This window comes from Bacillus sp. FJAT-44742, from assembly GCF_002797315.1.
In the GTDB taxonomy this organism is placed as follows: domain Bacteria; phylum Bacillota; class Bacilli; order Bacillales; family Marinococcaceae; genus Thalassorhabdus; species Thalassorhabdus alkalitolerans.
The window spans coordinates 977,530-990,891 of record NZ_KZ454936.1 but is presented as its reverse complement, the minus strand read 5'-3'; the positions used below and the strand labels follow the sequence as shown (position 1 = coordinate 990,891).

Sequence of the window (13,362 nt, the reverse complement as noted above, 5' to 3'; positions counted from 1 at the left end):
AGATCACCTTATTCCATTATATTTTCTAAGCCGTAAACAAGAGTATCAAGTTTCATTGCAGTTTCCACTGCGAGCTTAACACCAGGCATAAACGATTCTCTGTTAATGGAATCATGCTTTATGGTAAGAGTCTGTCCACTGCTGCCAAACATCACTTCCTGGTGTGCCACAAGGCCCGGCAGACGGACGCTGTGGATATGCATGCCTTCCATACCAGCTCCTCTTGCACCTTCCCATTCTTCTTTTTCGTCTGGATGCCCCTGCTTTTTCTCTTCTCTTACTTCACTAATTAGTTGCGCAGTTTTGATTGCTGTGCCAGAGGGGGCATCAAGCTTTCTGTCATGGTGCTTTTCTATAATTTCTACGTCTTCGAAATACTTTGCAGCCATCTGGGAAAATTTCATCATTAATACAGCACCTACAGCAAAGTTAGGGGCAATGATCGCTCCAAGCTCTTTTTCCTCAGCTTTCTTGCGCAGGCGCTTTACATCCTCTTCTGTAAACCCAGTTGTCCCGACTACCGGACGGACATTATAATCTAACGCTAAATCCATATGTACTTTTCCTGCTTCAGGGTTAGTAAGATCTATGAGAACATCCGCTTCCACGTCCTGAAGGCATCGTTCCATGTCTGTGTACACTCTCGCTGATTCATCAGGCATCCCTTCAACTTCTCTTAATTCCTTCCCTTCGTTTCTTGAATCAACTGCTGCTACTAACTCAAGGGAAGGTGCTCTGTTAACTAATAACACTGCCTCTTTCCCCATGTTTCCTCGCGGTCCTGCTATAATCACTCGAATCGTTTCAGCCATTATTGATCATCCCCTTCATTTATTTTCGTCCATCGATCCTTATCTCTCGTATTAAACTTTTCCATTACCAGATCAAAGGATTCTTCCATATTAATATCCAAAGAATTAGCAAAGCAAATAAGGACAAACATCATGTCTCCAATCTCCTGCTCCATTGCTTTTACATCTTCAGTGGACTTTTTAGGCTTTTCTCCATACAGATGATTAACTTCGCGGGCAAGCTCACCCACTTCTTCTGTCATCCTTGCAAGCATAGCCAGCGGGCTGAAGTACCCTTCTTTAAATTGGCCAATATACTCATCAACTTCTTTTTGCATTTGTTCCATGGTTTTTCTCTCCATTGTTTCCACCTCGCACTTCTCCCTTATGGTAGCGAAAGAAAAGCTGTTTGACAATCATGTTGTTCGTTGCTCGCCTTATTTCAATCCCTTATAATGAATAAGGCTTTACTAAGTTTTCGTTTCATGCGAGGAGGCAGTAATTTTGAGCATAGGAAAACATCTGAAAAATTGTTTTTTTGTTTTAGTGGGTTCTGGGGTGATGGCCTTTGGGCTCGTCTACTTTAATATGCAAAATAACCTGGCAGATGGCGGCTTTACAGGTATTACCTTAATTTTATATTTTATGTTTACGATAGACCCTGCGTTTTCTAATTTAGCATTAAACATTCCTCTTTTTGTCATTGGATATCGAATACTAGGAAGAACGGCATTTGCCTACACTGTCATTGGCACGATCGGTCTTTCTTTTTTTCTGTGGCTTTTTCAAGTCTACCCCGTCGTACATCTTCCTCTTGATGAAGATATGACTCTTGTCGCCTTATTTGCAGGGGTATTTCTTGGTGTCGGATTAGGCATTGTCTTTCGCTACGGAGGAACCACAGGCGGAGCGGACATTATTGCCAAGCTGGGCTTTCGCTATTTTGGATGGAGTATGGGAAAAACGTTATTTGCCTTTGATTGTATAGTCATAGCTTCCTCTTTGATTTACTTGAATTACCGGGAAGCCATGTATACACTGCTTGCGGTTTTTGTTGCCGCAAAAGTAATAGACCTTATCCAGCAGGGAGCCTATTCTGCAAAAGCTTCATTTATTATTTCTGAAAAAGCTCCTGAGATCGCAGAGGCTATTTTAAAGGAAATGGATAGAGGAGCGACAACATTACAAGGAAAAGGAAGCTTTACTGGTTCAAGAAAAGAGGTTCTTTACTGTGTGGTCGGGAGAAGTGAGCTAATGAGGCTGAAAAACCTGGTTACTCGCATTGATCCTCATGCCTTTGTCACCATTAACGACGTTCAGGATGTTTCTGGTGAAGGATTTACGCTCGATGAAAACAAAAAGCCATTAGGGCACCAGTAAGACCTGGCAGGTGACATTTATAAAGTGGACCAACTAAAAAAACCTCCAGACTGGAGGTTTTTTAGTCGTCGTTCATCATGAAATACATCATCACAAAACGAACCAATTCAAGAACTGCAACTAGTGCTGCTGCAACGTATGTCAAGGCTGCTGCATCTAGTACCTTTCTCGTTTCACGTTCTTCATCATTTCTTATAATCCCGGTGGCTACCACCTGGTGCATCGCACGACTGGAAGCGTTAAATTCAACCGGCAGAGTTACCACTTGGAAAAGCACTGCTGCAGACATGAAAACAATTCCTAACAGCAACATACCTGAAGCCTGCATAAGGATACCCGCAAGAATGAGGAAGAAAGAAATATTTGATCCAAAGTTTGCAATGGGAACTAAGGCATGCCGGAAACGAAGGAATGCATAGTCTTCTGCATCCTGAATGGCGTGACCAACCTCATGGGCTGCCACAGCAGCACCAGCCACAGATTGACCGTAATAGTTTCCTTCTGAAAGCCTTACAACTTTGGAACGGGGATCATAATGGTCAGTAAGCTGGCCTTTGACCGGCTCAATCGCTACATCAAACAACCCATTTTCGTCGAGTATCTTCCGTGCGACGTCAGCTCCGCTCATCCCTGAGGAGTTCTGAACCTGTGAATACTTTCTATAAGCGCTTTTCACTCGCATTTGCGCCCAAATCGGGATCAAAATAAGAAGCCCGAAATAAATAATCATCATTGTTAAACTCATAATTTCACCTCCACCCTCCAATCTATCTCTATTTACCTATTATTTTACTGAATCCGCTGTAAGGCGTCAATCGAAACGTATTAAAGCCTTTATGAGGGATTCTACTGCTTCATTTTTTCCCGTCCTTTTTCTCCCTTATATTTCTTCCATCCTGCATAGGTAAGAGAAAGAATGACCATTCCTCCTACTGATATCATCACCCAAAGCAGGGAAGGATCGAGAGCAGAATCTCGGTTTTCTGGATGAAAAAGAGATCTCATTTCCTTTTCCAACTTTTCCAAGTGTTCTCCCCCATCTTCCTGCAGCCATTCCCTTCTGTTTTGGTCCATAAACTTTACATAGGAAGAAACCCGTTCATAAACAGCCGGTTCTTCACGTATTGTAAAAGCAGGGCGAATGATCTCAAACTGTCTCAGCCACTCATTAAAAACACGCTGAGCTTCCTGCTCTTCCTGATTCACTGCATGCTGGTACACTTCCTTCAGCTTTTCTTGAAGCGTAGGCTCTGTTTTTTTCCATAAGGGGTTTTCCCTGCTGATTACACTGTCTAGAGCAAGTCTGAAAGTAAGAAGATGTCGGACTCTCTCTTCCGGCGGAAGATCAGCAGCTGTCACGCCCTCCTGTGCTCCTTCATAAGCTCGTATTAAGGTGCCCATATCTCTTGAATTCAGATCTTCCTTTTCATAGTCCATTTCCGGAAGCCTGTCTCCTATCCAGTTAAGTACCTGCTTGCCCTCTTCATATCTTTCTTCTTGCACGAGGCGCAGTGCCATATCCGCTTTTTTATTTAGTGAATGGAAGTCAACTGTGTCGTCAGCCAGTGCTTGACCATTGAACAGAAAGCTTATATGAACAACGACTAATAGGAAGCATACACAAACACGCAACGTTTTCCCTCCTTTTTCCTCTCTCTCATCCTTATGCTTTTTTGGACAAGAGTAGAACAAAGGAAAGGGTTGCTAAGGAAGCTGCAGTTTTTTGCGCTCACTTCTGACACCAGCTACATACACGATCCAGATAGAACCTATTGAAAGCCAGAATGTAAAGTATGCAACATGGTGGATGTGATCTGTTAAAAGCCCGGAAACCCATGGATGCATGCCGTAGATGTAATCTATGACATCATTGTGCAGCGTCCAAACCGACACAACAACAAGGTGCCATACCTTTATACGGTAAAAAGGAGCAAACAACAGACCTTGAATGGCCATACCAAGATGAGAAGCGATCAGCAGATAATTCTGCCACCCGAGTTCAGCCCCCATAAAACCGGGCACGATGTTCATTACAACAGCCCATATCCCATACTTTACCAGCGTTACTGCCGCCAAAGCTTCGATTAAACCGTTATTTTTTCTAAACAGAAACAAAGCAAGTACAAAGCAAAAAAATAAACTTGCGGTCGGGCTGTCTGGTACAAAAATCAAAAAGTGAGTGGGGGTGATGGCAAGTTGATCTTTGTACCACCAGTATCCATAAATCGTCCCAAGGATATTTATAATCAGCAGAAGGGCCAGCATTAAGGGAGAAGCCAGCCAGTACAGCAATTTTGACATGAAATATCATTCCCCGTTTCCAACTTTGTCATCCCGTGTTGCTCCCTGCTCTTTTTCTGCTCCTCTGCAGATTCTGCTGCATTAGCAGAGGTTTTATGTACATTGGAATACATTCATCTACAAGAAAAAGCTGACCTTTCAGTCAGCTTTTCCAGTAATTCTTATTCTTCTTCTTCGTCTTCGTCTTCCTCGTCTCCACCGTTGCCTTCTCCATCAGGCTGTCCGTTAGCGGCGATGTATTCTGCAAGAATTTCAAGCTCTTCGTCACTGCCGTCAAATACTCCAGGCATTTCTCCAATACCTTCTACGGCGATTTCAGCAATTTGATCAACATCATAAGGTACATCATACAGGTCAGGACCTGCTGCTCCGGCGCCTTCCATCTGGTCACCGTGACAGCCGATACAGCCTTGCTCAACGTATATGTCATAACCCTCATGATCTTCCACGATATCAATCAAATCGTCCTCGTCCATCATCTCACCTTGTTCAGCTGCCGCTTCCCAGTCATGCTGGTCTACAGATTCCCAAGTAAGATAAATGGTAGCAATAACACCAAGAAACATCATTGCACTTGCAATCGGACGACGAGAAGCTCTTCTTTCTTTCCCTGTATCAAGCCAAGGTGCAAGAAGAAGTGCGCCAAAAGCAAGTCCAGGGATAATTACAGCTCCAACAACCGTATAGGCCCCGGCAGCAAACTCATACTTTAAAAGCTGGTATAAAAATAAGAAATACCAGTCCGGCAAAGGAATATAGCCAGAGTCCGTTGGATCAGCCACGCGCTCCAGTGGTGCTGGATGTGCAATAGTTAAACACAAATACCCAATGAGAAAGACAGCCCCGACCATCCATTCACGCAAAAGAAAGTTTGGCCAAAAGGCTTCGGTCTTACCCGGATATTCCGAATAGTCTTTAGGAATATTGGGTTTACGGTCAGCAGGAACACGGGAGTCCCCAACGAACCTCATACCTTTTCCACGATGCATCGGTTTCCCTCCTCAGTCTCAGTACAAAAAACAAATAATCAGTAACGCTGAGGCCTACAATGGGCCAGAGATACCTTGTCTTCTGATCATAATAAAGTGTGCCGCCATAAGTCCCAATAAAGCGCCAGGCAAGAAGAATACATGAATAGCGAAGAATCGGGTCAGAGTCTGGGCACCAATAATTTCACCGCCGGCAAGCAATGTAGCTGCCAGTTCACCGACAAATGGAACGGCTTCAGCAATCTCAAGTCCTACGACAGTTGCGAAATATGCTTTCATATCCCAAGGCAATAAGTATCCAGTAAAACCTAAAGCGAGCATTGTAAAGAAAATAAGTACACCTACAACCCAGTTAAGTTCACGCGGTTTTTTGTACGCTCCTGTGAAAAATACGCGCAGCGTATGTAGGAACATCATTACAATTACTAAACTAGCTCCCCAGTGGTGCATGCCTCGAACAATCATTCCAAAAGCAACCTCACTCTGGAGATACCTTACAGATTCATAGGCATTAACGATATCGGGTACATAGTACATGGTCAAGAACATCCCGGACAAGATTTGAATAACTGTAATAAAGAAAGTTAGTCCGCCGAAGCAGTAAACAAATGCCGAAAAGTGATGTGCCGGGTTAACATGCTCAGGCACCTCATGATCGGCAATATCTCGCCACATCGGTGTAATGTCCAGGCGTTCATCAATCCAATCATAAACTCGTTGAAGCATGGATGACGCCCCTCCTAAATTTGTGGTTCTGGTCGACCTAGATAAACAGTGCCATCGCGAACTTCTAGTTCATAACGATGAAGTGGCTCTGTTGGAGGTCTACCTGGCACATTAGTTCCATCTTTTTCAAATAAGCCAAAATGACACGGACAATAGTAATGCTCAGGGTAATCGTCGCTACCCTCCCAGTTAACTGTACATCCTAAGTGAGTACAGATTGGAGAAAGAGCTACAATTTCGTCGCCTTCCTGATAAATCCAAGCTGTATTAGTCGTTTCAGAAGTGTACCAGCCGTCTTCTTGTTCAAAACTAAAGTCAAAACGCTGAGGCTCCTCGGTCAGCTCATCCACTTCCGCTACAGCAATAAAGTCACCTTCCGCTCCTACCTGCAATACAGGATCAATTGCAAACCGAGCCATAGGTAAAAGCATTCCAGCCGCCATGAATCCACCTACACCCGTTAAAGTGTATGTAAGAAATTGACGTCTTGAGACATTATGATTCTTTTCACTCACCACATTTCCCCCCCTACTATATAGGTTCAGTCCATCCGGACACGTTTATCACACACAATATAACACTAGGACATACTCATGATAGCCTAGTAAAGCTTTGCCTGTCAATCTTTTGGCTGAAGGAATTTAAGATCAATTTCACTCTGATGGATTGCTCTTCCATTTATCGACCATTAAGGGAAGGAGCTGCTTGATCTGCTCAGAAATGATTTGCTTTCTATATGCCATATCCAGGTGCTCAAAAGGGATTACAGGCATCCAGATAAGCATGTTGCGGAGATCTCCTTCTTTCTTTTTCCACTCATGATCAGATGTCACAAAGAAGACATATTTAAGACCTTGTTCTCTCATTACTGAAACCCATTTCTCGAGCCTCTCAATTCTCGTATCCAGATCTTCATCTGACATATACGTAAATGGAGGAACCTGAAATACTCTTCCTTTAAACTGCTTTTCTACTTCATCACAAATCACTGTAATAAACTCTCCCATTGATACATGGTTCTTCATTTCACTGCCAAAGCTTACTGGCACGAGAGGAAGTACTGCGGTATCAACATACTCCCTCGCATCCAGGTAAGTTTTTACATCTTCGGTTGTCCACTTCATGGCCTTCACCCTTTCATCCAATTGCATGCACAAGAAAAAAAGCCCTTATTATTAAGGGCTTTGTATCATTTTCTTTTTTAATTGTATCATTTCCAAGGACAATCTTTCAAAAGAGTCCCTGTCCTTTTTTAAAAGTGCTTCATCAATCTCCACTTTCAGAGAGCGAAGGCGAAACGAGCGAACTGCCTCTTCTGTAATTATTTCAGCCATAAGCCTGAAAAACACATTTTCTTCCGTCCGGTTTGGAAGATAAGGGTTCTCTTCGAGCACTGAGATATACTTGTGACTGCCTTTGGAATCCTGAAAATTTAACTGAAGATAGATATCTTCGTCAGGATTCAAACGTATATCATGAAATGAACGTTCTGCGTTCATGGTTACATGCTGGTTTTTGTGGAAGGAGAAGGGTATATGGTCTACGTCATTTGCAGAAATAACCAAGGCTTTAGGGCAAAATTCAGCTTTTTCAACAATGTGCACTTTTTCAAGCAAAGTGTCCTCACTTATCAAATAGTTTAAAAGCCATGCACACTCTCTTCTCTTTAGTTCGTGTACATTAAGAAACCAACGTAAAAAGTCGCGCTTTTCAATGAGTGATTTAGTGCTGCCCATGGTAAGACCCTCCAATACGTTGAAAGACAAGATTCAGAGAATCCACTGTCCTATCTTAAATATTATAGGAAGACTCTTCGACAATACGAACTAAATGTCCTTTAATTTTCAATAAAAATGTGACCATTTTTAAAACATTGCTTCTTCTAATTCCATTATAAGCTCTTCAATATCCTGACGGGAAGGATTCTTTTCTAATAGAATTCTAAATTGATGCAGAGCCTTTTCTCTGTGTCCCATTTCTAAAAGTATACGTCCATATTCTTCAATAAATTCTATATCCTCTGAAAAAGCCGAAAACGCATTCTCATAACTTGTTAATGCTTCCTCCAGCTCATCCATCAGGTTTTTCGCTTTACCTTCATACCATGTAAATACCGGATCTTCCTCTCCCATTTCCCTCAAATGAGAAACCAGCTCAAGAAGCTCTTCTCCTTGTTCCTGCTCTTCCAGGTAACTTAATAATGTCAAAAAAGCTTCCTGATTGCCTGGGTTGATGGCAAGAGCTTCTCTAAGCATTTTTTCCCCCGGCTCTTTTTGACCTGATTTTAAATAAAGTTTTCCGGCCTCCACGTATAAATCATCATTAAATTCATCAACTTTGATCCCTTCTTCTGCGACCTCCAGAGCCTTCTTAAAATCATTGACTCCTTCGTACGCTCTTGCCAGGTAAGGATAAAGGCTGGCAAATTCTTTATCCATGCTCTTTACTTCTTCAAGCTTTCTTGCCGCCAGTTCATAATCTCCTACCTGAAGAGCCGTATAACCATATCCAAACAAGGAGCTGAGCTCTGTTTTCTCCTTTAATCCTTTTTCATAAAAAGAAAGAGCCTCTTCAAATTGGCCGGTGGCACTGTATGCTTCCGCCAGACGAAGGGCCAGGCTCCCTTCTGGAAATTGAAAACCTTTTTCATTCGCTTGTTTTAAGTAAGGAATACTCTTGTTGAAGTCTCCTCTTTCAATATAAAATTCACCTAGTCCAGCCAGCAGGACTGGCTCTTCTGGAGCATGCTGCAAGGCTTTTTTCATTTTGTCTTCCGCAACTTCATCAAGGCCCTGAAGCTGGTATAAATCAGCAAGGAGCAATTGGGCTTGAAGGAACGTACTATCCTCTTCCTTTATCTCAAGAAGCCATTCAATCGCATCCTCTTCTTCATCCAGATCAATAGCAATCTCGGCTGCCAGTATATATAATTCCCCTTCATCGGGATAATAAGTAAGAAGCTCTTCAACAAGGGGACGGGCACGATCAGACCGGCCCAGCTCCTGATAAAGCGCTGCCAGATCATATTTCGTTTGATGGTCAGCCTTTTCTTCGAGGGAATGGAGATGGGTGAGCCCTTCCTCTACGTTCCCTTTTTCAATTACCCTTAACGCTTGTTCTATTTCACTGTTCAATACTTGATCCTCCTTTATTACCCTTCGGCTCCTACTCTTCTTTACCAGAGTATTTTCCCTTATGGCTTTTTTTAACCTTAACACCTCTATAATTCCTAAGAACTAATGAAATCTAGCGGCTTGGCATTTCATCAACTTTTTAGTATAGCAGAAAATAATCACACACCATATCTTGAAGCATAAGTAAATCACAGAGCTGGTACACAAAAAAGCAAAAAAAAAACTGATTTGTAAGTAAACGCTTACAAATCAGATTAGCATAAAGCTATAAATGAGTATGGATAGGAGTGGAGAGAAACCATACACTACCTTTATTATATCTTTTTTCCTCAATATGTCAATATACTTTAAAAAGAAATGTAGAATTCCAAAAGAAAGGACTGTCCGTATCAGCCTTTCTTTTGGATATGAATATCTTCTTTGTTTAATTTCCGGTGCCTCTAAGCTTGTCAATATGCTCGTAAAAGCTTGGATAAGAAACTTTAATTGCTTCTGTATCGAGGATTATGCTCTCCCCTTTTGCTATTAAGGCAGCAATACTCATGGCCATTCCAATTCGGTGATCTCCAAAACTATCGAGCTCAGCTCCTTGCAATTGGGCAGAGCCGCGAATGATCATACCGTCTGGCGTAGCTTCGATATCCGCTCCCATTTTTTTCAACTGACTGACTACCGTATCAATTCTGTTGGTTTCTTTAACCTTCAGTTCTTCAGCATCTTTAATTACAGTGGTACCCACAGCCTGGGAAGCCATGACTGCAATGATAGGAATCTCATCGATTAGACGAGGGATGAGATCTCCTTCAATCGTTGTACCCTGCATATTTGACGTTTCCACCACAAAATCTGCCACGGGCTCCCCGTTGACATCCCTTTTGTTTTTTTCCTTAAAAGACACTCCCATTTTTTTCATAACGTCAATGATTCCCGTTCGTGTCGGATTCACTCCTACATTTTCGATAGTAATTTCACTGTCGGGAACGATGGCCCCGGCTGCAAGCAGAAATGCTGCAGAGGAGATATCACCTGGCACAAACACCGAGCGTCCCTTTAGAGCTTGACCGCCTTCTACAGAAACAGTCATATTGTCACGGGTTACTTCCGCTCCAAAAGCCTCAAGCATTCGTTCTGTATGATCTCTTGAAAGTGAAGGTTCTTCAACGGTCGTTTTGCCTTCGCTTTGAAGCCCTGCCAAAAGAATGCATGACTTGACTTGAGCGCTGGCAACTTTTGAGATCCAGTGAATACCTTTCGTCTCTCCGCCGCGAATGGAAAGCGGTGTATAGGTTCCATCTTCTCGGCCGTCTATTGCTGCGCCCATTTGCCGTAAAGGTTCTGTCACTCTCGACATTGGCCGTCTCGCTATCGACTCATCGCCAATGACTACAGAGTGAAAAGGACGGCCAGCAAGAATACCTAGCATTAACCTTGTAGTCGTACCTGAGTTTCCCACATCAAGTATTTCTGACGGCTCATTTAATCCACTCCATCCTTTTCCGTAAACAGTCACCTTATCTTCCTTCTGGAGGATGTCAATTCCCATTTTCTGAAAGCATGCGATTGTACTTAAGCAATCAGCCCCTGGGAGGAAGCCAGTGATTTCTGTTTTACCTTCAGCTATTGCTCCAAACATGACTGCCCGATGGGAAATTGATTTATCCCCGGGCACCTGGACGGATCCCTTTAATCCTTTTTGCAAGCAAGTTAATGACTTATTACTCATCTTCCAGCCTCCTATTCCATAACGTATGTTTCATACAGCTCCCGCTGCAAACACTTTTTCCCTCGTTCCCGGTCTTCATCAGATCTGAACGTAAGGCGGAGTACCCCCATAATATCCTCACGGGTTTCGATAATTCGAATGTTTGTTATACTGATTCCTTCTGTAGCTAATAGGCCGGTTACATCAGAAATGACGCCGGGATGGTCAGGCACGTCCACATACAGATCATAAAAGGACGGGATGGCACCTTTTTTTCTCGAAGGCAGGCCATCTCTAAACAGCTTGGCTCTTTCAAAGAAACCATATATTTCTTCTTTATCACCCTGTTTAATAAATGTATGAATTTTACTCATTTCCACCTGCCACTTTTCAAGAAGATCAAGGAGAGGCTCTTTGTTATGTAAAAGAATGTCCCGCCACATCACAGGGCTGGCAGAAGCAATCCTCGTAATATCACGAAATCCCCCAGCAGCGAGGGTCTCCACCATATCTTCTTCTTCTTTCATTGAAGCGACCTGGTGAACAAGCCCGGCTGCAACGATATGAGGAAAGTGACTAACAACACCAACTAGTTTATCGTGCTGGTCTGGAGACATTTCGATAAATTTAGCTTTCGTTCCTTTCAGCCAGTTTTGAAGCTGAATGACTTTTTTTAAAGGCGTATCCTTTGCTGGAGTCAGGATGTAATAGGCATTTTCAAACAGGTGGGCCTTTGCCGCCTGCACTCCCGTTTTATGGGAACCTGCCATAGGGTGCCCGCCAATAAAGGTAACGTCATGGTTTTGAAAACCCTGAGACTTTTCAAAAATTTTCTTCTTGGTACTCCCTACGTCTGTAATGATTACTCCAGATTTCAGCTTTTCATCCTTCAAACTCTCCACTAACTCTTCTGTCTTGGTCACAGGGGTAGCAAAAATAATAAGGTCGGCTTCGTGTACTCCTTCGGCTAAAGACCTTGTTCCCTGGTCGATAACCTTCAGAGATTCAGCCAGCTTTAACTGGTTCTCATCAACCTCTACCCCTATGATAAAAGCATCATGTTCTCGCTGGATGGCAAGGGCAATGGAACCGCCAATCAGGCCTAACCCTACCACGCATACTTTCCGGCTCAATGAAGGTTCCTCCTTTGGATTCCCATGCTTAGTTCCTCGGTAAAAAGGCATGGAGAAAGCCCCATGCATGGGGCTGAACTCCTTTATCTCTCGGCTACTGTTTTTGCTTCCTCGATCGTTTCCTTTAGGGCCTTCATACATTTGCGGTTTTGCTCTTGATCTCCTATTGTGATCCTTACACAATTTGGAAATCCAAGGGCTTCCCCGGATCTGAGGATAAAACCTTTTTTAAGCATCGAGTCAAATACCACATCTCCGGAGATACCTGTGTTGATTAATAGAAAGTTAGCCTGAGAGGGGTAATAGTAAAGGCCTTCTTCTTTACAGAAAGCCGTAAATTCCTTAAGGCCTTGTTTGTTTTTCTCATGACACTGTCTAACATAATCTTTGTCCTGCAAAGCTGCAATGGCCGCTTCATGAGCCATGACTGTCGTATTGAATGGAGGGCGGACTGGATCAACCGTGCGAATTAATTCCCTTGATGCCACACCAAAACCAATGCGAAGAGCTGCCAGCCCATAAGCTTTAGAAAATGTTCGGAGAACAATAAGATTTGGGTAATCATCAAGAAGTTCAATGGTGTTTGGATAATCTTCCGCTGTTACGTATTCTATATACGCTTCATCGGAAACAACTAAAACGTCTTTAGGTACCTGCTTAAGAAAACGTAAAAAGTCCTCCTCATTATTATAGGTTCCAGAAGGATTATTAGGATTGCATACCCATACAATTCTCGTCTCATCATCTATTTCTTTGAGCATAGCGTCTAGATCATGCACACCATCAGTTAGAGGAACTTCTCTGATTTCAGTACCTTCCACGACTGCATTGTGCTTATATTGTGAAAATGTTGGGGCAGCCATGACTGTGTTCGTTTCAGGTGTTAAAAAGGTGCGGCAAAGCATTAAAATGACCTCATCAGATCCAGCACCAAATATCAGCTGCTCTTTCTCTACTCCAAGTTCTTTTGCCACCGCTTCCCGCACGCGGGCTGCATACCCGTCAGGATAAATTTCAGGTGAAGAGGAAGCTGCGATCATCGCTTCCTTCGCTTTTGGAGAAGGACCAAAAGGGTTTTCATTTGAGGCCAGCTTAATGATTTCACCCAGTCCCAATTCTGCCTTTACTTCTTGAATGGGCTTCCCCGGCTTGTATGGAGTCAGGCCCAATACTTGTTTTTTTGCTTTCATGTTAGTAGCACCTCAC

Annotated in this window: 15 protein-coding genes; 1 reads left to right on the top strand and 14 read right to left on the bottom strand. The window is 43.0% G+C overall.

The window, feature by feature from the left end; genetic code table 11:
• Positions 1-8 precede the first annotated feature (8 nt).
• Complete coding sequence (gene dapB, locus CEF17_RS05105) at positions 9-812, bottom strand: 4-hydroxy-tetrahydrodipicolinate reductase (RefSeq protein WP_100398567.1); 804 nt, start codon at positions 810-812, stop codon at positions 9-11.
• Complete coding sequence (locus tag CEF17_RS05100) at positions 812-1,207, bottom strand: nucleotide pyrophosphohydrolase (RefSeq protein WP_083465291.1); 396 nt, start codon at positions 1,205-1,207, stop codon at positions 812-814. Before CEF17_RS05100 ends, dapB begins: the two co-directional genes overlap by 1 nt.
• Positions 1,208-1,295: 88 nt before the next feature.
• Between CEF17_RS05100 and CEF17_RS05095 the strand changes: the two genes are divergently transcribed.
• Positions 1,296-2,171 carry a YitT family protein gene (locus tag CEF17_RS05095; protein WP_269799439.1) on the top strand — a complete coding sequence of 292 codons (876 nt, stop codon included), beginning with the start codon at positions 1,296-1,298 and terminating at the stop codon, positions 2,169-2,171.
• Positions 2,172-2,232: 61 nt separating this feature from the next.
• On the opposite strand, the gene CEF17_RS05090 is transcribed toward CEF17_RS05095, so the two are convergent.
• From CEF17_RS05090 to hisC, 12 genes are all read right to left on the bottom strand, one after another.
• Positions 2,233-2,916 carry a zinc metallopeptidase gene (locus tag CEF17_RS05090; protein ID WP_100398566.1) on the bottom strand — a complete coding sequence of 228 codons (684 nt, stop codon included), beginning with the start codon at positions 2,914-2,916 and terminating at the stop codon, positions 2,233-2,235.
• Positions 2,917-3,017: 101 nt separating this feature from the next.
• Positions 3,018-3,803: a sporulation protein YpjB gene (locus CEF17_RS05085; RefSeq protein ID WP_100398565.1), complete on the bottom strand. Its 786-nt coding sequence runs from the start codon at positions 3,801-3,803 to the stop codon at positions 3,018-3,020.
• Between the two features lie 72 nt (positions 3,804-3,875).
• Positions 3,876-4,472: a lipoprotein heptaprenylglyceryl N-acetyltransferase LhaT gene (locus tag CEF17_RS05080; RefSeq protein WP_100398564.1), complete on the bottom strand. Its 597-nt coding sequence runs from the start codon at positions 4,470-4,472 to the stop codon at positions 3,876-3,878.
• A 161-nt stretch (positions 4,473-4,633) separates the two neighbouring features.
• A complete protein-coding gene (locus CEF17_RS05075; protein WP_100398563.1) occupies positions 4,634-5,461 on the bottom strand; it encodes a menaquinol-cytochrome c reductase cytochrome b/c subunit in 828 nt (275 codons plus the stop codon).
• Between the two features lie 54 nt (positions 5,462-5,515).
• Positions 5,516-6,187: a menaquinol-cytochrome c reductase cytochrome b subunit gene (gene qcrB, locus CEF17_RS05070; protein WP_054635662.1), complete on the bottom strand. Its 672-nt coding sequence runs from the start codon at positions 6,185-6,187 to the stop codon at positions 5,516-5,518.
• Positions 6,188-6,201: 14 nt separating this feature from the next.
• Positions 6,202-6,702, bottom strand: coding sequence for a ubiquinol-cytochrome c reductase iron-sulfur subunit (locus CEF17_RS05065; RefSeq protein WP_100400803.1), 501 nt, complete (start codon positions 6,700-6,702; stop codon positions 6,202-6,204).
• Positions 6,703-6,840: 138 nt separating this feature from the next.
• On the bottom strand, positions 6,841-7,311 hold the full coding sequence (locus CEF17_RS05060) for a YpiF family protein (protein WP_100398562.1): 471 nt from the start codon (positions 7,309-7,311) through the stop codon (positions 6,841-6,843).
• Positions 7,312-7,362: 51 nt separating this feature from the next.
• On the bottom strand, positions 7,363-7,923 hold the full coding sequence (locus CEF17_RS05055) for a ReoY family proteolytic degradation factor (protein ID WP_100398561.1): 561 nt from the start codon (positions 7,921-7,923) through the stop codon (positions 7,363-7,365).
• A 129-nt stretch (positions 7,924-8,052) separates the two neighbouring features.
• Positions 8,053-9,321 (bottom strand): tetratricopeptide repeat protein, encoded by a 1,269-nt coding sequence (locus CEF17_RS05050; protein ID WP_100398560.1) that lies wholly within the window; start codon positions 9,319-9,321, stop codon positions 8,053-8,055.
• Between the two features lie 424 nt (positions 9,322-9,745).
• Positions 9,746-11,044 (bottom strand): 3-phosphoshikimate 1-carboxyvinyltransferase, encoded by a 1,299-nt coding sequence (gene aroA / locus CEF17_RS05045; protein ID WP_100398559.1) that lies wholly within the window; start codon positions 11,042-11,044, stop codon positions 9,746-9,748.
• A gap of 11 nt (positions 11,045-11,055) precedes the next feature.
• A complete protein-coding gene (locus CEF17_RS05040) occupies positions 11,056-12,156 on the bottom strand; it encodes a prephenate dehydrogenase (RefSeq protein WP_100400802.1) in 1,101 nt (366 codons plus the stop codon).
• Positions 12,157-12,239: 83 nt separating this feature from the next.
• Positions 12,240-13,346, bottom strand: coding sequence for a histidinol-phosphate transaminase (gene hisC, locus CEF17_RS05035; protein ID WP_100398558.1), 1,107 nt, complete (start codon positions 13,344-13,346; stop codon positions 12,240-12,242).
• Between the last annotated feature and the right edge of the window lie 16 nt (positions 13,347-13,362).